A 20027-nucleotide genomic window follows, 5' to 3' on the forward strand; every position below is an offset into this window, starting at 1 on the left:
GTCAGTAATGCCGGCAGAGCAGGAGACGGAGTGCGGTCGCAGTATTCTCCAACGGGCGGTGGCAGCGACGTAGGCCCCGAGCGCTCGTCGAGTTACCCGAGCCCGGCGACGGCGGTGCGTAGGTCCGCTCCCCGTCGCCGTGCTTGCCCGGTCCTCGCACGTCGGACGCGCGGGGTGCGGGCAGGACCCGCACTGCCGCTGAGGGCAGGGCGAGGTCGCCGTGGGAGCCCCGTTGCCCGGGGCAGCCTTACGTCCCGGTGGTGGCTCGTGGCGTTTGAGGCACGTAGGCGCTCGATCGGTGATGTGCTGGGCTGTCGTGGCAGCCACGACGGTGGTGACGCGACCTTGGCGGCAACGTGCAGAGCCGCACGAAGGCGATGGGGCACGCGATCCACCCAATGTTGATCGTGTTCCCCTTGGGGCTGCTTGCCACCACGGTGATCTTCGACATCGTGTAACTGGCCGCCGACCGCCCGGGGTTCGCCCTGGCGGCGGCGGGTTACATGATCGCGGCGGGGATCATCGGTGGGCTGACAGCGCGGTCCTCGCCCTGGTGTTCAGTTTCGCCGGTGCGGCCCTAGCCGGTGTTACCGGATGGCTTCGCGGCGAGCTGGTCGAGCGGCTCAGGGTCGGCATGGACGAGGGCGCCGACGTGAACGCGCCGAGTTCGCTGTCCCACAAGCACGCCTGAATCTCTGATCGAGCGAGGGGTGGACCGGGCTGATGGCAAGCAGACACGAAACTCCGCAACCAGCTGGGTTGGGCACAGCCCAGCGGTTGGCCACCACCGGGCGTGCCGTCGCCCAAGCCTGCGGCACGTGCTTGCCGGGGAGGACGAGACGTGGGCCTGAACCGGCCGGAGCACTCGTCGTGCCAACTGTGAACAGTCGCGACGTCGACCGCTGCTGAGATGGACTGGGCCGGATGGGCGTTGTTCGGGTTGGTCGCTACCGTGGCGCTCACCGCAGCGCTGATCACTGCACAACTGGCCGGCCTCACCCGCCTCGACATTCCTCTGGTGCTCGGGACCCTCGTCACCGAGGATCCCGACCGGGCCCGGGTCGTCGGGTTCTTCATCCACCTCTGCGCCGGTCAGGGCTTCGCCCTCGGCTACGCGGCCATGTTTGCCCTGCTGCACCGCGCCACCTGGTGGATCGGGGCGCTGATCGGGAGCCTCCACGTCGGGATCGCGCTGACGGTGCTCCTGCCGCTGCTTCCGGGTTTTCACCCGCGCATGGCCTCGCAACGGGCGGGCCCGGCCAGCACAGCCGTGTTGGAGCCGCCTGGCCTGTTCGCCCTCAACTACGGGGTCCAAACTCCCGCGGTCGCGGCAGTCGTCCACATCATCTACGGAAGCGTCCTCGGACTGCTCCTTCAGGCCGATTGACCGGCGTCACGCGACTCCTTGGGAAGCTATCTCCATGACTGGCGGGCCCGACGTGACGTGGCCTCGGCCCCCAGCGCCCATCAGCGACTATGGGCTGCTGGGTGACACGCGCACCGCTGCCCTCGTCGCCTCTGACGGCGGGATCGACTGGCTCTGCCTGCCCCGCTTCGACGGCGAGCCCCTGTTCGGCCGGCTGGTCGGCGGCCCGGACGCGGGAACCTTCCGGCTCGGCCCGGCCGGGCCGGCCACGGTCGTCGAACGACGTTACCGGCAACACACCGCCACACTGACGACGACCTGGGCGGTGGGCAGCAGCCGCCTCACCCTCACCGAGGCCATGGTGGCCGAGGTCAGCGGTCGCCTGCTGCCCACGACACTGATCGTCCGGCGCCTGTCGACCGAGGAGGCAACGGTGGACGCCGTCGTCGAGTTCGACCCTCGCCTCGGCGTACGGCACCGCAGGCCCCGGGTCCACCGCCGACGCCGGGCACTGGTGTGTGATTGGGGGTCGCTCGCGGTCTCGCTGGTCGCCGCACCCGACCTCACCATCGAGCCAGGTCGACCTGCCTCGATCACGGTCAGGCCAGGCCGACCGATCACCCTCGTACTGGCCGTGGCCCACCGTGAGCCGCTGATCCACGTCGAACCGGCGGCAGCCTGGGAACTGCTCATCGAGGACGAAAACCGATGGCGTGCCTGGACCACCGAAATCGACGCGTCGCTGCCGTTCCGGGAGCACGTCGTACGAAGCCTGCTGACCCTGCGGCTGTTGACCTACTCGCCCTCGCAAGCGCCGGTGGCGGCACCCACAACGTCCCTGCCCGAAGATCCCGGCGGGGTGCGGAACTGGGACTACCGCTATGTCTGGCCCCGTGACGCCAGCATCGGCGTGAGCGCCTTCCTCAGCGTCGGCAAGGCAGCCGAAGCCCACGGTTTCCTCGCGTGGCTGTTGCACGCCAGCCGGCTGCAGCGGCCACGCCTACCGGCCCTACTCACCCTCCACGGCCGCCACGTACCTACGGAACGGGAACTGCCCGGCTGGCCCGGCTATCTCGACAGCCTTCCGGTACGGATCGGCAACGGCGCTGCCGGGCAACACCAACTCGACGGCTACGGCTGGGTGATCGACGCCGCCTGGGCGTTCGCGCAGTCCGGACACCGCCTCTACACGGAGACGTGGCGCGCGGTGCGCGGCTTCGCCGACCTGGTCGCCCTTAGCTGGCAGGAGCCCGACGCCGGCATCTGGGAGGTCCGCGAACCCGGCCAACACGTACATTCCAAGCTCATGGGCTGGCTCGCCCTGGACCGGGCCCTGCGCATCGCTGACACCCACCCACTGCCGGACCGCCAACGTCGACGCTGGCAGAAAACACGAGATGCCATCGCCGACGAGGTCCGGACACACGGCTTCGACCCGACGACGAACAGCTACGTCCGCAGCTACGGCTGCCGGGACCTCGACGCGGCCCTGCTCGTCCTGCCGCTGCTGGGCATGGACAGCGTCGACTCGCCCCGTGTGCATGGCACCATCGACGCCATTCGGGACAGACTTTCCGCTGGTGGTCCCCTCCTCTACCGCTACCCGCCGGGACGTGACGGCTTCCCCGGTACCGAAGGCGCGTTCCTGCCCTGCTCGTTCTGGCTCGTTCAAGCCCTCGCCCGCACCGGGCGCCGCATCGAGGCGCTCGAGCTGTTCGAGACCATGCTCGGCCACGCCAGCCCGCTCGGCCTCTACGCCGAGGAGCTGAACCCCGCGACCGGCGCCCACCTCGGCAACTACCCCCAGACGCTGACCCACGCCGCGCTCGTCCAAGCCGCACTCGCGATTCGAGACGCCCCCCACTCGTGATCCAGGCAGGTCGTCGCGGCTCGGCGCGGGCGTAGGGCTGCGGCAGGCAACCACATCCTTGCGGCGGTACGACTTCTGCGCGGGAGACGGGAGCGGCTTAGGCTCGTTATGACCCACTTGAAGGAGTTGGCCATGCTGAGCCTGTCGTCCCCTTCCACGACTGTCCTTCGTGCCGCCGTCGCGGCCGCGCTGGCCGTTGGCGTCGCCGCGTCCATGCCAGCCTGCACCTCGGCTGCTCCCACGGCTGGGGAAGCCACCGCCTCGCCGGTGACATCGGCACCCGCCAGCGGGGCCGTGGACACGCCCTCGGCCACCGGCTCCACCCCGGGCAACGAGTCGCAGCCGGCCGCCCCGGGGGCGGCCGGCAGCGCAGACCCGATCATGCGGGGCGAGCGGCAGGTCGTTCTGCGGCCGGTCGGGTCGTTCGAGTCGATCCTGGCGGTCGACGCCAAGGGCCGACTGAACCTGACCGACGGCGACACGGACAAGGGCCTGTTCGTGTTGTTGCCCGCCAGCGGCAACCGCTACCAGATCCGGACCGCAAAGGCCCACAACGGCAGCGAGCCCGACTGCATGGGCCTGCGCAACAACGGCAGCGCCCCGGCGACGGTCGTGGCCGCTGCCTGCGACGCCGGCCGAGCCGGCCAAATGTTCACCATCGAGAAGACGCAGGAAAAGAGCCAAGGCCGCCCGACCTACACCATCAGCGGCGAGGGCAAGGTCCACCTGCGCGCATCGGACGAGCAGGGCCTGATCGCCCAACGGATGGGCGAGGGCGACACCGGCGAAGGCCTCACCTTCGACTTCGTCGACAACGGCGCGGCGCCCGCGGGCCCGGGCGACTGAGCGCGCCGAGATCGCCGGGGCGGCGTCGTCGGGACGGACGCAGACACGCCGGGTCCTACCTGGAGGCCATGTCGGCTGACGACCAAGTCGGCGGTACCGACCCGGCAGATGCCTCACATGCTTCTCGTCGCCGCCGCCCTCGCGGCCGACCAGCCGGCCCCCGACGGCTGGCGGTCGAACCCGTCCCGCCAGACATTGAAGGACGCCCTTGAAAGGCCGCATAGCTCGTCCAGGACGATCTGGCTCGCTGCGGTGAGAGTTGACCGGCTGCGCACCGCCGCATAGACGTGGCGGCTCAACGGTCGGCGCAGCGGGCGGGTGTCGACGTGGTAGCGACGGTCGACGGCAAGCTCGGGCAGGAGCGACACGGACAGGCCGGCTTCGACATGCGCCAGAAGCAGTTCGTAGCTGGCGAAGCGGCCAGCCACCACTGGCTCGAAGCCGGCCTGCCGGCACGTACTCGTCACCAGGTTGGACAGGTACGTGCCGGGCATGTCGACGGACCACGCCGCATCGGCGAAGTCGGCCAGGTCCGCCGATTCGTCCGACGCGACCTGCGACCGTGGCAGCACGAGCACGATGGCATCGGTGAGCAGAGGGATGGTGTGCACGTCAGGATGCAGCGGCATGGACCCGTCGATGAAGTCCGCCGTCACGATGATGTCGTAGTCGCCGCGGCGCAGGGCCGGTTGGCTGGCCTGGGGATCGAGTTCGGCGACCTCGAGCTCGACCCTGGGATGCGCCTTCTGGAGCCGCACGGCGAGCGGAACGACGAGGGCCCGGATGGCGCTGGAGAAAGCCGCGAGGCGTACCGGTCCCGTTGGTTGTCCGGAGAGGCCCTGTAAGTCCACCTCGGCGGCCTTGATCTGGTCGAGGATGATGCGGGCGTGCCGGGCGAGCGTGCGCCCAGCAGGCGTGAGCTGTACGCGGCGGCCGGTGCGCCGCAGGAGTTCGGTGTGGGTCTCCGCCTCCAGGACCGCCAGCTGTGCCGACACTGCCGACGGACTCATGTGCAGGGCCGCGGCGACGGCCCGCATGGTGCCGAGGCCGTCCAGCAGGCTGAGCATCTCCAGGCGTGCTGTGTTGAGCCGCATCGGAAACTCCTTGTGCATAAATTCCGCACAGCGTAGCCAGAAACCTTGGCTTTTCGTGCATAACGAACGGCCCTATCGTGAGGCGTATGACGCTGACTACGGAGCAGAGCGCCGCCGAACAGTTCTGGTCTGACGTCGACCGCCATCTGGTGCGCTACGGCGGTCCGTTCACGCCCGAGATCATCGAGCGCGCGGCCGGCAGCTTCGTGTACGCCGCCGACGGCCGGCAGATCCTGGACTTCACCTCAGGTCAGATGAGCGCCATTCTCGGCCACTGTCATCCCGCGATCGTCCACACGGTGCAGCGGGAAATCGCCAGCCTGGACCATCTCTTCAGCGGCATGCTGTCGCGCTCGGTGGTCGACCTCGCGCGCCGGCTCGCCGAGTCCCTCCCCCCGCCACTCGAGAAGGCGCTGCTGCTGACGACCGGCGCCGAGTCGAACGAGGCAGCCATTCGGATGGCCAAGCTCGTGACGGGCAGACACGAGATCGTCGCCTTCGCCAAGTCGTGGCACGGCATGACGCACGCGGCGGCCGCCGCAACATACAGCGCCGGCCACCGGGGTTACGGGCCTACGCCGCCGGGAAACTTCGCGATCCCCACGCCCAACCCGTACCGCCCCGACTTCACCACCTCCGACGGCGAGTTTGACTGGCAGCGGCAGCTCGACTACGGCTTCACCCTCGTCGATGCCCAGTCGGCGGGGAGTCTCGCGGCGTGCATCGTCGAGCCGATCCTCAGCTCTGGCGGCGTCATCGAGCCACCGCCGGGCTACTTCGCCGCCCTGGCCCGCAAGTGCCGCGAGCGCGGCATGCTGCTGATCGTCGACGAGGCGCAGACCGGCCTGTGCCGCACCGGCACGTGGTACGCCTTCCAACGCGACGGCATCGTGCCCGACATCCTCACGCTGTCCAAGACGCTGGGCGCCGGCCTACCACTCGCCGCGGTGATCACGACCGAAGAGATCGAACAACGGGCACACGAGCTGGGTTACCTCTTCTACACCACCCACGTGTCCGACCCCCTCGTCGCCGCCGTCGGCAACACCGTGCTCGACGTCCTCCAACAGGAGCAGATGGACATCCGGGCGCGGGAGCTGGGCGGGTTCCTACGCGCCGGCCTGCTTGACATCAGAGACCGGCACGACGTGGTGGGAGACGTACGGGGGCGCGGCCTGATGCAGGGGATCGAACTCGTCATCGACCGGGAAACGCGCGAAGGCTCCGACGTCCTCGGCGCCCAGGTCACCCGCCGCTGCCTCGAACTTGGCCTCCACATGAACGTCGTGCAACTGCCCGGCATGGGAAGCACCTTCCGGATCGCACCACCCCTCACCACGACCCGAGAGGAACTGGCCCTCGGTCTGGAAATCCTCGACCAGGCGATCGGCGAAGCGGCGCCGGCCTGACCGGCCGCGTCACCCGTTCCCGTCGGCGCTGATGGCGTCACCTGGCCGCCGACGCAGACCAGATCGAGCAAGGCGTAGGGCGTACGCGTCTTGGCTCCTGCTCGAATACCGCGATGGCGCGTGCGCGCGGCGAGCCGGTCACGGTGCCGCGCCCGCCAGTGCGGCCCAGCTCGTTGATCAGGCCCTCGATCGTCGAGCGGGACGGGCGTGTCAACCGCCAGTTCGTCATGATCGCAGCACCCACCGCGGCATGGATAACGATCGCCGACACTCAATGACTCGCGACGAGACACGAGGTAACCGCTCAGCCGGGCCGACGTCGGGCCCGGTGTGCAGCGGACCGTCCCGGGCAAACAGCGCCCTCCAGCTCAGGACAGCACACGGTAGGTCACATGCGTAACCGAGGTCGCGGCTCGCGACTTCACCTGCTCGAGTTTCAGCGGCGGGACACCCTCGAACAGCCGCGTGCCGGCACCGAGCGTGAGCGGCACGATGTGCAGCCGCAGCTCGTCGATCAGGCCGGCGGCGAGGTACTGGTTGATGGTGGTCGCGCCGCCCAGGATCGCGACATCGCCGTCGCCGGCCACCGCGCGTGCCTGTGCCAGCGCCGACTCGACTCCGTCCGTGACGAAGTAGTACGTGGTGCCGCCGTCCATCGGCTGCGGGTCGCGCCCGTGGTGGGTGAGCACGAAGACCGGTGCGTGGAACGGCGGATCGTCGCCCCACCAGCCGTTCCACTGCCGATCCCACTCGCCACGCACCGGGCCGAACATGTTGCGCCCCATGATGAATGCGTTGGCGGCGGTCATCTGGTCGACCTCGGCCCGGTTCTCGGAGGGAGTGTCGAACATCCAGGCGTGCAGCTTGCCGCCCGAGCCGTCGCCGCCGTCGTCGCCGAACGGGCGTTCCTCGGTCTGGTTGAGCCCGGCCGAGTATCCGTCGGCCGAGATCGTGATGTCGCAGATCGCCCGGCCCATTCCGCTGGTCATTGCTTTCTCCTCCTCGTAACGGCATCCGTCGCCTTCGCAGGGTCGCGTCCCGCCGAGAGGGGCTGAGTCTCCGCTCGTCTTTTCGGGGGGTGCTGGTCCCAAAAGGTGTCGTCGATGAGCCAGTGGACGGCTTCCGATTCGACATCCTGCTGGACCGGCAATGTGTACCACCGTTCGCGCCATGCCACCGCCTCCAAGGAGGCGCTTCAGACCGCAGCGAACAACAACAAAGTGAACGATCCCACTTTAACGTATATCGCACCGGGGGGCTTGCCGCAAGACCCGGGGCTTACCGCAGAATCGTCGGCCGGACCCAAGAAAACGGATGAAGAAATGAGGGCACGACATGCGTGCGTCGTTGACGACCTATGGGAGGCGCGGTGACGTCGAAGCGCTGGTCGCGTTCCGGGTGCGATTGCGGCCGATCGACGCGGAGATGTGGGTGTGCGCACCGCCCGAATGGGCGGAGCGGCCAACCGACCGGCACAGGGGAAGGCAGGGAGAGACGAGGGCAAACCCAGCGGGTCGGACCGAGCTCGAAACGCGGGTGATCCGCCCGGTCGGTGGAGTGCGGCGGAGGACGGCCGCCTCGGAGGTATCGCGATGACCGAGCAGTACGTGACGAGCCTCCAAGAGGTCAACGAGATGCAGGCCGCGATCGTTGGCGGCAAGGGCGCGCACCTGGGGGCGTTGTCGCGGATCGACGACATCCGGGTGCCGGCTGGCTTTTGCGTGACAACGGACGCCTTCCGGCGGATCATGGCCGAAGCGCCGTCGATCGACGGCCGGCTCGATCAGCTGTCGCGCCTGAAGCCGGACGACCGGGAGACGATCCGCACGCTCAGTGCGGAGATCCGCCGGACCATCGAGGCGATCGCCCTTCCCGACGATGTGGCGGCAGCCATCACCCGGGCTCTCACCCAGCTGGGCGAGCGAGCTGCCTACGCCGTCCGGTCCAGCGCGACGGCAGAGGACCTGCCGACGGCCTCCTTCGCAGGGCAGCAGGACACGTACCTGAACATCATGGGGCGGGCGGCGATCCTCCAGCACGTCAGCCGGTGCTGGGCCTCGCTGTTCACCGAGCGGGCCGTGACCTACCGTCAGCGCAACGGTATCGACCACCGCGCGGTCCACATGGCCGTTGTCGTACAGAAGATGGTTTTCCCGCAGGTGGCCGGCGTCCTGTTCACGGCCGACCCCGTCACGTCCAACCGGAAGGTCGCCGCTGTGGAGGCCAGCTTCGGCCTCGGCGAGGCTCTGGTCTCCGGGTTGGTGAACGCGGACGCCTACAAGGTGCGCGACGGTAAGATCATCGACAAGGCGATCGCCACCAAGCGGCTTGCCATCCACGCCCTGCCGGCTGGCGGGACGAAGGAACAGCCGGTCGACTCGGAGCGGCAGGAGCAGCCGGCACTGGCGGATGCACAGGTCCTGCGGCTGGTGCAGCTGGGCCGGCGGATCGAAGCCCACTTCGGCCACCCGCAGGACATCGAATGGTGCCTGGTCGACGATGACTTCCAGATCGTCCAGAGCCGGCCGATCACCACGCTGTTCCCCGTCCCCGAGACCCGCGACGGGGCCAACCACGTCTACGTCTCCGTCGGTCACCAGCAGATGATGACGGACCCCATGAAGCCCCTGGGGCTTTCCGTGTGGCAACTGACGGCCCTCGCGCCGATGCACGACGCCGGTGGTCGACTGTTCGTCGACGTCACCCGGGCTCTGGCGTCGCCGTCGAGCCGCGCCGGCCTCCTGGAGCTCGTGGGAAGATCCGATCCGCTGACCAGGGACGCGCTGGAGACCATCATCGACCGCGGCGACCTCATCCCGTCGCTGCCCGACCAGGGTCCACCAGGGCAGCCCGCTGGCGGCGGCGCCCCCGAACCGGTCGAGACCGATCCGGCCATCGTCACCGACCTGGTCGAACGCAGCCAGGCCTCCATCGCCACCTTGCAGCGCGACATCGCGACGAAATCCGGGCCGGCGCTGTTCGACTTCCTCCTGGCGTCCTTCGAGGAGCACAAGCGGCTCATCGGCGATCCGCGGAGCATGCAGGTGATCATGGCGGGGATGGAAGCCTCGTGGTGGCTCAACGAGCAGTTGCAGGCGTGGCTGGGCGAAAAGAATGCTTCCGACACGCTCACGTTGTCCGCGCCCCACAACGTCACGTCGGAGATGGGGCTGGCGCTCCTGGACGTCGCCGACGTCATCCGCCCGCATCCGGAGGTCGTGACCTTCCTGCGGCAGGTCAAGGACGAAGGCTTCCTGGATGAGCTGACCGGGCTCCCGGGCGGCCAGGATGCGCGAGACGCAATCAGGGCCTATCTCGACAGGTACGGCATGCGCTGCGTCGGCGAGATCGACATCACGAGGCCGCGCTGGAGCGAACGCCCCACCACGCTGGTGTCCCTCATCCTCGACAACATCAGGAACTTCGCGCCGGGCGCTCGCAAGCGGCGCTTCGAGCAAGGACGCCAGGAGGCGGAGAAAAAGGAACACGACGTCCTGGAGCGCTTGCGGGCCCTGCCGGACGGGGAACGGAAAGCCGAGGAAACCAAGCGGATGATCGACCGGGTCCGCACCTTCATCGGGTACCGGGAGTACCCGAAGTACGTCATTGTCAGCCGCTACTTCGTCTACAAACAGGCCCTGCTCGACGAGGCCGAGCGCCTCGTGCAGGCCAACGTGCTTCGCGAGAAGGAAGACATCTTCTACCTGACGTTCCAGGAGCTTCACGACGTCGTGCGCACGAACCAGGCGGATGATCAGCTCATCCGGCAGCGCAAGGACGCGTTCAGGTCGTATCGAGCGCTCACACCGCCCCGGGTGCTCACGTCGGAAGGGGAAGGTGTCGCCGGGGCGTACCGACGAGACGATGTGCCGCACGACGCGCTGGTCGGCCTCCCGGTTTCCGGTGGAACCGTCGAGGGGCGAGCTCGCGTCATCCTGGACATCTCCGAGGCCGATCTCGCACCAGGCGACATCCTGGTCACCGCCTACACCGACCCGAGCTGGTCGCCCCTGTTCGTCGCGATCGAGGGGTTGGTGACGGAGGCGGGCGGCCTCATGACCCACGGGGCGGTGGTCGCCCGGGAGTACGGCCTGCCCGCCGTCGTCGGTGTGGAGCATGCGACCAGGCTGATCCGGGATGGGCAGCGGATTCGCGTGCACGGAACCGACGGGTACGTCGAGATCCTGCCCTGACTCCCATCGACCGAGAGGTCATCCGAGCTTCTGGCAGACGCCGAACTCGATCACGAGCGCCCGGAGCGGTCGGGCGGCGACCGCCCGTGGACGGGGACGTCACGGACGGTGCCGCGCGAACGGCACCCCCACGTGACCTCCGACGTCCACGGCGGCCGGTGACCGTTGCCGAGGTACGAGTACGGCGAGCCACCCGTTCCGTGCGGGTCGCCGAGGATCACACCTGGTGCAGCTCAGTGACGGTGGTCGAGCAGCGCGTCGGCGAGCTTCTCGGGGTCGATCCCGTTGACCGCCCGGAGCTGGTCGAACAGGTCCCGGGGGATGGCGGAGAGCCCGCTGACCGCGCCGGCCATCCCGGTCGCGATCGCGCCGATGGTGTCGGTGTCCCCGCCGAGGTTCGCCGCCAGCACGGCGCAGCGCAACGGGTCCGCGTCCGAGCGGACCAGCAGACCGATCGCGGCGGGCACCGTCTCGGCGGTCGCCACGCCACCACCGACCAGGTCGTAGAGGTCCGCGAGGAAGTCGACATCGTCCCCGGGCTGCCGCGCCAGGTCGGCGGCCCACTGGGCGCGGCGGACCACCGAGGGGCTGACCACCTGCTCGCCCCGGGTCGCGCCGAGCCGGCCCGCCTCATACCCGACCTCCAGCGCCCCGGCCAGCCGGGTGGGCCGGTCGGCCGAGCCAGGCGCCTCGACAGCGGCGCTGATGGTGCCCGCGACGAGGCTGGCACCGCTGATCGCCACGCTGGTGTGGTGGGACATCAGCGAGGCGGCCACCACCCCGTCGACCAGCGCGTCGAGTCGGTCGCTGCGGTGCAGCAGGCCGACCGGGGCGATCCGCATCGCGGCGCCGTTGGTCTCCCCGCCCTTGCCGGTCTCCGCCGGGTCGGCCCCCTCCCGGAGCCGCCGGATCGCCTGGGCCGAACTGGGGCCTAGGAAATTGCCCTCGCTCGCTCCCACCCGGTCGGCCCACTCGACGAGGTGCCGGGCGACCACGGCGGTGTCCACGGTGCCGCCCGCGGCGAGGATCGCCCCGGCGAGCATGTACGTCTGCTGCGTGTCGTCGGTGACCTGGCCGGCGACGAAGCCGTCCACCACGAAGTGGCCGTCCGGGCCGGGCAGGAAACGGTCGATCCAGCCGAAGGTCGACACGACCCGCTGGCGTGGCCACAGCTCGCCGGGCATGCCCATGGCGTCGCCGAGCGCGACCCCGGCCAGGCAGCCCCGCGCCCGATCCGCCGTGGTCACGGTGTCCAGCGTCGCTCGGTCGGTCATGTCGGGTACTCCATTCATCGGTTCTACAGTGGTCACAACGATCCCCACCCCGTCAGCCGGGCCCAGACGACCACGCCGACCACCACGGCGGTCACCACGGCTATGGCGGGATCACGCCAGGTCGGACGCAGGATGGTCAGCGCGGTGGGTTGCCGGGTGATGCCGTAGCCACGGTTGAGCATCGCGGCGGCCAACTCCTCGGACATCCGGATGCCGGTGGAGAAGAGCGGCACCATGATGGTGGTGTAGGCGCGAATCGCACCGATCATCCCGCCGTCGATCTTTGCGCCCCGGGCCCGCTGGGCGTCCAGTACCTGATTGGCCCGGTGCTGCATGGTCGGGACGAACCGCAGGGCGGTCATCACGATGAAGACCACCGGAAACGGCAGCCGGGCCATGCGCATCAGGGCGACGAAGTGCTCCACCGGCGTACTGACGATCAGCGCGGCGGTCAGGCACACCATGGTGAGGATCCGCAGGCCCAGGTTGGCGCCGTGGGCCAGGCCGCCGACGGTCAGCGGCAGGCCGTCACCGAACCAGAGGTGCACCAGCACCCGGGCGGAGGAGGACGAGCCGAAGTCGCCGGGGCCCCGACTGAGCGCCGCGAAGACCAGAATCAGGACGACGACCGGGGCCAAGGGCGCCAGTAGCTTGCCCACCTGCCGCCCCGGCACGCCAAGCGCGGGCAGGAGCAGCAGCGAGCCGACGGCCAGCAGCGCGTTGGGCAGCGGGTGGGCGAACTGGAAGGTCAACACCACCGCGACCACGAAGACGAGGAGCTTGGTGCGGACGTCCATCCGGTGAAAGAAGCTCGTGCCGTGCCGGTACTCGAGGAACATCAGGCTTCCTCCCACAGTTCGACGAACGCTTCCACGGTGGTGACCGGGGGCAGCCCGAGCCGCCGGGCCAGGCGGGTCACCTGGGGTGCGACGAGTTGGGTCCCGGCGAGCAGGTCCTCGTCGGCGAAGAGGTCGGCCACCGGAAGGTCGGCGCGCAGCCGCCCGGCATCGAACACCAGCGCCCGATGTGCGTACTCGGCGACCAGGGGCATGTCGTGAGTGACCATCAGGATGGTCCGGCCGGCCCGGTTCAACTCGCGGACCAGGTCCATGATCGCCCGCGCGCCGCGCCAGTCCTGGCCGGTCGTCGGCTCGTCGACGATGAGGATCCGGGGTTCCAGGGCCAGGACGCTGGCCACCGCCAGCCGCTGCCGCTGCCCCTTACCGAGCCGGAACGGGTGGTGGTCGAGGTGGGCGCGCATGCCCACCAGGTCGAGCACCTCGCGTACCTTCTCCTCGATCCGGTCGTCCGCCCAGCCCGCGTTACGGAGCCCGAACGCGACCTCGTCGCGGACGGTCGGGGCGAAGATCTGGTGATCCGGATTCTGGAAGACGTACCCGACGTCGGTGGCCAGGTCGCTGACCGAGCGGTCGCCGGTGGGGCGGCCGTACACCCGCAACTGGCCGGCAGTGGGACGGAGCAGGCCGTTGAGGTGCCGGGCGAAGGTTGTCTTCCCGGCGCCGTTACGGCCGAGCAGGGCGACGAACTCGCCCTCGCGGACCCGGACGTCCACGTCGGACAGGGCCTGGACCCCGGAGGGGTAGCGGTGGCCGAGGCCGGTCGCCTCGATCACGACGGCCGCGTCCGCCGCAACCGCCGGCTGCGGGGCTCGGGCGCTGGCGCGTGCCCGGGCGGTGACCGGCAGCCGGTCCTGGAGCACGGCGACCGCCTCGTCCAGGGTCACCGCCGTCCGGTCGGCGGGCAGCCGGTTGGCCCGCTGGAGCGCGTGGCAGACGGTGGTCACCTGCGGTGGTCGCAGTCCCACCGCCTCGGCCCGCTCCGCGGCGGCGAAGAACTCCGCCGGTGGGCCGTCGTGCACGAGGGCACCGTCGTGCAGGACGATCAGCCGGTCGGCCCACTGCGCCACGAGTTCCGGCTCGTGCTCGACCAGGACCACGGTCCGGTGGCGGTCGGCGGCGGCCTGCTCCACCACCGCGAACACCTGGGCCGTACCGGCCGGGTCCAGTTCGCTGGTCGGCTCGTCGAGCACGAGGATCTCCGGCGCCATGGCCAGGATGCCGGCGATGGCCAGCCGCTGCTGCTGCCCACCGGACATCTGCCCGGTGTCCCGGTCGGCCAGCTCGCCGAGGCCGACCGCGTCGAGGGCCCGGCGGGCCCGGTCGAGCACCTCGGCGCGGGGCAGCCCGAGGTTTGCCGGGCCGACCGCCGCGTCGTCCAGCGCGAGCCGGCCGGTGATCTGCGACTCCGGGTCCTGCATGACCAGGCCGACGTGCCGGACCAGGTCGACCACGTCGTGTTCGACGGTGTCCAGGCCGACCGCGGTCAGGTACCCGTGCATCTCACCGTCGTGGTGGTGCGGGATGAGCCCGTTGAACATCATCAACAAGGTGGTCTTCCCGGCCCCGGTGGCGCCCATGACGGCGACCCGCTCGCCGCGCCGGATCTGGAAGGAGACGTCGGTGAGCTGGCGCTCGGTGGCCGACCGGTACCGGAAGCCGACGCCGTCGGCGCGCAGCACGGCGTCCGGGTCGCCGGTGCCCCGCGACTCGCCGCCGGCGGCTCGGGTCAGTCCTCGGGTGGTCATGGTGCCTCCTCGGTCAGGTCGGCGACCACGCTCACCGGCAGCGGATCGGGGAAGGCGGCCCGGACCGCGGTCAGGTCGGTCGGGCGGCAGCTCACCAGGACGCAGGCCGACGGGCCGGCGGAGCGGTCGACCGGTACGGGATGGTCGCTCCGCCAGTCGACGGTGAGCCCGGCGCTGGCCGCGAGCTGCGGCACCTCCCAGGCCAGGCCCTTGGAGCCCACCGGGAGCGCGTCGTGGACGACGCCGCTGTCGAGCAGGGCCCGCAGGTCGGCGAGACCGACGAAGTCGGGGTGGCCGGGGACGACCCGGTCCCGGGGTGCCGAGCGGGGCAGACCCAGGCAGACCACCACGTCCCCCGGGCGGGAGGCCCCGGGGCGCAGCGCCCCGTGAGCCGCCTCGCCGAGGACGGTCACCCCGATGCCGGTGGCGACGGTGGGGACGTTGTCCTCGGTCGTACCGGTGACCCGGTCGGCGTCGAGGCCGACCTCGGCGGCGAGCGCGACGACCGCGGCGATCATCTCCCGGCCCTGCGGGTCGGCCTCCACGCAGAGCGTGTTGACCACGAGGGTCGGAGTGGCTCCGGCGCAGAGCACCTCCAGCAACGGCACGCGGGTGGCGAAGTGCGCGACGGTCGACGCCGGTACGGCCACCGTGTCGTGCGGCTTCGGGCCGATGCCGCCCACGGAGTCGCAGGCGACGACCAGGCAGCTGTCGGTGAGGTCGAGTACGGTGAGGTCCCGGATTCGCCGGACGCCGCGTACCGCGCCGGTCATCTGGTCTCCTCCTCTGCGAGGCCGGCGGAGCGCAGGGCCCGGGTCGCGGCGGCAGCGACCAGGATGTTGATCGCCGACCCGACGGTGAGCGGCAGCACGAGCGCGGCGAAGAGTCCGACGCCGCCGATCGGGATCATGATGGCGGCGCCGCCGACCCCGTTGAGCACGATGCCGACGACGATCGCGAGCCAGATGTTCACCCGGCGGGCCAGCAGGCCGAAGATCGCCACGAAGACGGCCATCTCGGCCGCGACCAGCAGGTGGACGGGGAGGCCGAGCGGGAAACCGGTGGTCAGGGCGGAGAGCAGGTGCCCGAGCGCCCCGACGATGGACCCTTCGAGCGGGCTGAACGCGGCGCCGGCGAGGAAGGCGGGCGCGGAGTCGAGCGCCACCGTGCCGGTCGGGCTGGGCAGCTTGATGAACGCGCCGACGGCGCTGAGCGCGACGAGGATGGCGATGCGGGCGATCCGGCGGGGGGTGAAGAAGCGCGCGGCACCGCGACGGCGTTCGACCCGCCGGGCTTCGCCATTGCTCGGGCCGGTTCTTTCCGGCGCTCGGAGACCGTCACGAGGTTCGTCCGGACCGTGCTTGATGTTTCGCTCGCTGGGCTCGCTCATGGGGGAACCTCCGGTCAGCTTTCGGGGGTGGGGGGTGTGTGCGGAGAACGGGCCGCCTCGAGGTCGAGGTCGGTGCGGATGGTGAACCGATCGGCGCGCAGGACGCTCTTGACGTACTCGACTGCGCGGTCGGCGGCGTCGTAGGTGACCCGTTCGACCAGGAAGGCGGGGGCGCCGACCCGCTGGTCGAGGCAGGTCGCCTCGAAGTCGTCGAGGACGGTGGCGGTGAGCTGCTCGTGCCCGCGTACCGGCTGGATGCCGAAGGCGCGCAGCGAGTCGTAGAGCGACCGGTCGTTCAGGTCGACGCCGAGCAGGGGGGCGCACCGGTCGGCGGGGAGCCACACCGTCTCCAGCGACACCGGGCTGCCGTCGAGGGAACGGACCCGGCGCAGCTCGATCACCGTGTCCGGGCCGTCGGCGACCCGGAGGACCTCGCAGAGCCGGGCGGAGGGACGGACGGTGCCCATGGCGAGGACGTTCGAGCGGACTCGGTGCCCGCGCCGGGCCAGCTCGGCGGAGAACCCGTGCAGGAACCGCATGTCGTGCTCGACCCGGGGTTCGGCCACGTACGTGCCGTCGCCCTGCCGCCGGTTGACGAGCCCATCGCGTTCGAGGCGGGTCAGCGCCTCGCGGACCGTCGCCCGGCTCACGCCCAACTGCTCGGCCATGGCCCGTTCGGTGGGCAGCCGGCTGCCCGGGGGGAGGTCGGAGCCGCCGAGCCGCTGCCGCAACGCCTCGTAGACCTGGTAGTACGCGGGTACCGGCCGGGTCTCGTCGACGACGACATCGCTGATGTCGGCGGGCTCGTACATGATCACCTCGAACATTGGGCGGCTATTGGTCCTGAACCGTAGACCAATGACCGCCCAATGACAATGCCCTGGTCAAGCTGCGTCTCGTGGGTGACCCCGCAACGGGCTCCCGGACGCACCCGACGGGTCGAGATCGCGGCACGACCGGCTCATCTGCCGAGCGGCGCCTCCTGGCGTGCGACGGTGCCGATGGCGTCGATGCGGCCCCACCGCCCTGGAATGTCGAGCAGTTCGATCCGACCGAACCGTTCGGGCAGTGCCGGCGCGACCACCAGATCCTCGCCGTACGGCTCAAGGCCGAGCAGCGTGCGCACCAGCAGCAGGGGGGCCGCGGTGGCCAGGGCCTGCGGGCTGTTCGCCGGCGGATACTGGACGGGGTGCCGGGTCAACTCGCGGTCGTAGCCGCCGAAGGCCTCCGGAAGGCGCCCCTGGAAATGCCGGGACGCGTCGAGGATTCCCTCGGCGATGCGCCCGGCCTCCTGGTGGAATCCGTAGCGGCGCAGGCCCCAGGCAATGAAGGAGTTGTCGAACGGCCAGACGGTGCCGACGTGGTAGCCGAGCGGGTTGTACCGCCCCTCGCCGTGCGCGAGGGTGCGTACCCCCCAGCCGGAGAAGAGGCGGGGGCCGAGCAGGTGCTCGGCGATCTTCGCGGCTCGGGATTCGTCGACGATGCCGCTCCACAGGAGGTGGCCGATGTTGGAGGAGAGGGCGTCGACCTGACGGCCGTCGCCGTCGAGGGCGAGCGCGTAGTACTCGCCGTCGTCGATCCAGAAGTCGCGGTTGAAGCGGTCCTTGAGTTCGGCGGCCTCGCTTTCCAGCCGATCGGCGTACGCGGGGTCGCGCCAGAACTGGCGGGCGAGTCGGGCGCCGCGGACCTTGGCGTCGTAGGCGTAGCCCTGCAGTTCGCAGGTCGCCCGGGGCTGGCTCGGCAGCCGGCCGTCGCGGAACGAGATGGCGTTCGGGGATTCCTTCCAGCACTGGTTCTCCAGCCCGGTCCGCTCGTTGCGGCGCTGGTACCAGACGTAGCCGTCGCCCATGATGTCGCCGTACTCGTCGATCCAGTGCAGCGCCGCGCGCGCCTCGTCCTCGAATTCGCGCACGAGTGTGGCGTCCCCCGTCCACCGCTCGTACTCGTCGAGCAGAATCACGTAGAGCGGGGTGCTGTCGGCAGCACCGAAATACTCCGACTGGGGGCGTTCCTCGAACGCGACCAGCTCGCTGTAGCGGACCTCGCGCGCGACCTTGCCCGGCTCCTCGTCGAGGAAGTCGTCGAGCACGGAGCCCTGGTCGATGCCGAGCATCCGCAGGGTGTGGACGGCCAACTCCGGCGTGAACGGCAACACCTGCAGGCTGGTGAGGATGGCGTCGCGGCCGGTGAGAGTCGCGTTCCACGGCAGCCCCGCCGCCGGCAACGGCTCGGTCGGCAGCGTCAGCGGCGCGAACCGGAGCGCGGCGAGATCGACCAGGCTGCGCTCGTAGGCCCGCTCCACCGGCTTCCAGTCGCAGCCCAACCGCGGAGCCTTGTCGAGCCACTGCCGCAGGTCGTCCTGCAGCCGCGCGGCGTCGCGTCGTTCGCGGGCGGGAGAAATGTGCTCTCGGACATCCTGACCGTCGGGGCGCAGCACCAGCCCCTGGACGTGCAGCTTGGTGCTCCACTGCCCGTGGGGTTCGATCCGGATGTGGTAGGTCAGCCCCTGTTCGTCGACCTGCGCCGGCTCAGTCGTGGAGATCACCGTCTCCCGCCGGAACTTCTCCCGCACGTAGCCGAGGTGCAGGCGCCCGTCCTCGACGTGCTGGTAGAGCCGACCGGGTCTCACCCATTCCTGTCCGATCGCGAGCACCGAGACGAAGTCACCGGCCGCGTCCACGCGGACCGTGAAATCAGCCGGTTCCCCGGAATGGTTGAGCACCGTCAACCGCTCCTCGAAGCTGCTGCCGACCACCGACCGTTCCCGGATCACCGACACCTTGGCGTCCACGTAGTGCGTCGGGGCCCCCGGCACCAGGAAGAACCGCACCTCGAAGTACGACGGGTCGTCCACGGCCAGCGCGCTCACCCGTTCGCCGTTGACGGTCAGCCGCCACCGCGACAGGAACCGGGTGTCGAACGAGAAGAATCCCAACGGGACGGTGGGGCCGGCGTCTATGTCGCCACTGCCGTCGCTCAACACGAAGACGTTGCCGTCCAGGACTCTGACGAGGTCGCTCTTCATCCCTGCCTCCGAACGTCACGGGCGGCGAACCGCGGGTGACGCGCGCCGGGCGGAGGCGCGAAAAGCCGCTCCAACAGGAGGACGAACCGGAACTGTCCTTCGGAGGTTATGTCGTTCCGCAGCCACGCCGCGAGCGGTTTGGCCTCGCCACGCGCCAACCGGTCGAAGAACGCGCTGTCGGCGCGGACGACCGCGTCGGCGTCGCTGTTCTGCTGCGACACCCGAACGGTGCCACCGCGGATCTCCACCAACCAGTGGTCGACCTCGTGGTCGTGCGCGAGGTCGAAGCGTATGGTGCCGTTCGTCTTCTTCAGCAGGCGTTCGTGGCCGTGGCGTTCGAGCGCCTCGAAGAACGTCCTGGTCGCCTCCGACATGGCACCACCTCCCGCAGAATCCGCCGGACCACGGGCAGCATCATTCGGACCAGGGTGGGGCCACCTCACCCGGATCGGATGAACCTGGCGGGCGTCCGCGGGCCCGCGCGGTGCCGCCGGCCCGCGGGGAGCAACTGCCCGCCAGGTCCGCCCCGGTCGGCCTGCCCACCGGGTACGCCCGACGGCTGCCGCCTCGATCGCGTGCGCCCCGGGAACGTACGCGCCTTCGCCCACGCCCGCGGACGGATACCTGGATCTCGGGTACGAGCGCGACCAGTTCCGGCGGGAGACGATCAACTCCACCAACGAGCCGGCGCGGGTCGACGAGGGCTGCAACCGCCACCGGCCGTGACTCGATCCTTACCGGTCTACAGGCGCTGCCCGTGGTGCCGGACCAAGCCGTGGCCACCTTGCGCCTACTCGGTCTCGATCAGGCTGCTGCCCAAGACGACTTCCGCGACGAGGAGCCGGGAAAGATCATGCACGAGTTCCGGTACAGCGAGTTGTCCGCGTTCGAGGAGCAGCCCGACACGCCGTACTTCGCCAGGACGTGGAGCCGACCATGAGACACGCAGCGGAGA

At 70.1% G+C, this 20027-nt stretch carries 17 protein-coding genes; 7 read left to right on the forward strand and 10 right to left on the reverse strand.

Annotated elements, in window-relative coordinates:
* Positions 1-952 precede the first annotated feature (952 nt).
* The 3 genes from ACGFZ2_RS19000 to ACGFZ2_RS19010 all read left to right on the forward strand — a co-directional run bounded on the left by ACGFZ2_RS19000 (position 953) and on the right by ACGFZ2_RS19010 (position 4082).
* The gene (locus ACGFZ2_RS19000) at positions 953-1387 is read left to right on the forward strand and encodes a hypothetical protein (protein WP_393268612.1); all 435 of its coding nucleotides are present in this window, start codon (positions 953-955) and stop codon (positions 1385-1387) included.
* A gap of 34 nt (positions 1388-1421) precedes the next feature.
* Entirely contained in the window at positions 1422-3236 is a 1815-nt protein-coding gene (locus tag ACGFZ2_RS19005) for a glycoside hydrolase family 15 protein (RefSeq protein ID WP_393268614.1), read from the forward strand.
* Positions 3237-3368: 132 nt separating this feature from the next.
* Positions 3369-4082 carry a hypothetical protein gene (locus tag ACGFZ2_RS19010; protein ID WP_393268617.1) on the forward strand — a complete coding sequence of 238 codons (714 nt, stop codon included), beginning with the start codon at positions 3369-3371 and terminating at the stop codon, positions 4080-4082.
* A gap of 113 nt (positions 4083-4195) precedes the next feature.
* On the opposite strand, the gene ACGFZ2_RS19015 is transcribed toward ACGFZ2_RS19010, so the two are convergent.
* Positions 4196-5176: a LysR family transcriptional regulator gene (locus ACGFZ2_RS19015; RefSeq protein WP_393455106.1), complete on the reverse strand. Its 981-nt coding sequence runs from the start codon at positions 5174-5176 to the stop codon at positions 4196-4198.
* A gap of 86 nt (positions 5177-5262) precedes the next feature.
* Between ACGFZ2_RS19015 and ACGFZ2_RS19020 the strand changes: the two genes are divergently transcribed.
* On the forward strand, positions 5263-6585 hold the full coding sequence (locus ACGFZ2_RS19020) for an aspartate aminotransferase family protein (protein ID WP_393455109.1): 1323 nt from the start codon (positions 5263-5265) through the stop codon (positions 6583-6585).
* Between the two features lie 368 nt (positions 6586-6953).
* Here ACGFZ2_RS19020 and ACGFZ2_RS19025 read toward each other — a convergent pair whose 3' ends face one another.
* Entirely contained in the window at positions 6954-7574 is a 621-nt protein-coding gene (locus ACGFZ2_RS19025; protein ID WP_393455112.1) for a dihydrofolate reductase family protein, read from the reverse strand.
* A gap of 114 nt (positions 7575-7688) precedes the next feature.
* Here ACGFZ2_RS19025 and ACGFZ2_RS19030 point away from each other — a divergent pair, with 114 nt between their 5' ends.
* Together ACGFZ2_RS19030 and rph are read left to right on the forward strand one after the other, a co-directional pair.
* Entirely contained in the window at positions 7689-7958 is a 270-nt protein-coding gene (locus tag ACGFZ2_RS19030) for a hypothetical protein (protein WP_393455115.1), read from the forward strand.
* A gap of 219 nt (positions 7959-8177) precedes the next feature.
* Entirely contained in the window at positions 8178-10778 is a 2601-nt protein-coding gene (gene rph / locus ACGFZ2_RS19035) for a rifamycin-inactivating phosphotransferase (RefSeq protein ID WP_393455118.1), read from the forward strand.
* A gap of 233 nt (positions 10779-11011) precedes the next feature.
* Here rph and ACGFZ2_RS19040 read toward each other — a convergent pair whose 3' ends face one another.
* From ACGFZ2_RS19040 to ACGFZ2_RS19075, 8 genes are all read right to left on the reverse strand, one after another.
* Positions 11012-12052 (reverse strand): ADP-ribosylglycohydrolase family protein, encoded by a 1041-nt coding sequence (locus ACGFZ2_RS19040; RefSeq protein ID WP_393268631.1) that lies wholly within the window; start codon positions 12050-12052, stop codon positions 11012-11014.
* Positions 12053-12084: 32 nt separating this feature from the next.
* Positions 12085-12891 (reverse strand): energy-coupling factor transporter transmembrane component T family protein, encoded by an 807-nt coding sequence (locus ACGFZ2_RS19045; RefSeq protein WP_393268634.1) that lies wholly within the window; start codon positions 12889-12891, stop codon positions 12085-12087.
* A complete protein-coding gene (locus ACGFZ2_RS19050; RefSeq protein WP_393455121.1) occupies positions 12891-14657 on the reverse strand; it encodes an ABC transporter ATP-binding protein in 1767 nt (588 codons plus the stop codon). Before ACGFZ2_RS19050 ends, ACGFZ2_RS19045 begins: the two co-directional genes overlap by 1 nt.
* Positions 14654-15430 (reverse strand): hypothetical protein, encoded by a 777-nt coding sequence (locus ACGFZ2_RS19055; protein WP_393455124.1) that lies wholly within the window; start codon positions 15428-15430, stop codon positions 14654-14656. Before ACGFZ2_RS19055 ends, ACGFZ2_RS19050 begins: the two co-directional genes overlap by 4 nt.
* Complete coding sequence (locus ACGFZ2_RS19060; protein ID WP_393268639.1) at positions 15427-16047, reverse strand: ECF transporter S component; 621 nt, start codon at positions 16045-16047, stop codon at positions 15427-15429. Before ACGFZ2_RS19060 ends, ACGFZ2_RS19055 begins: the two co-directional genes overlap by 4 nt.
* A gap of 14 nt (positions 16048-16061) precedes the next feature.
* Positions 16062-16874, reverse strand: coding sequence for a GntR family transcriptional regulator (locus ACGFZ2_RS19065; RefSeq protein ID WP_393455127.1), 813 nt, complete (start codon positions 16872-16874; stop codon positions 16062-16064).
* A 134-nt stretch (positions 16875-17008) separates the two neighbouring features.
* Positions 17009-19072 carry a glycogen debranching N-terminal domain-containing protein gene (locus tag ACGFZ2_RS19070; RefSeq protein WP_393455130.1) on the reverse strand — a complete coding sequence of 688 codons (2064 nt, stop codon included), beginning with the start codon at positions 19070-19072 and terminating at the stop codon, positions 17009-17011.
* Complete coding sequence (locus tag ACGFZ2_RS19075) at positions 19069-19446, reverse strand: SCP2 sterol-binding domain-containing protein (protein WP_393268647.1); 378 nt, start codon at positions 19444-19446, stop codon at positions 19069-19071. Before ACGFZ2_RS19075 ends, ACGFZ2_RS19070 begins: the two co-directional genes overlap by 4 nt.
* Positions 19447-19847: 401 nt before the next feature.
* Between ACGFZ2_RS19075 and ACGFZ2_RS19080 the strand changes: the two genes are divergently transcribed.
* Positions 19848-20012, forward strand: a complete 165-nt coding sequence (locus ACGFZ2_RS19080; RefSeq protein ID WP_393268650.1) for a hypothetical protein — start codon at positions 19848-19850, stop codon at positions 20010-20012.
* Positions 20013-20027 lie beyond the last annotated feature (15 nt).

It is taken from the genome of Micromonospora sp. NPDC048063 (assembly GCF_043202855.1).
In the GTDB taxonomy this organism is placed as follows: Bacteria; Actinomycetota; Actinomycetes; order Mycobacteriales; family Micromonosporaceae; genus Micromonospora.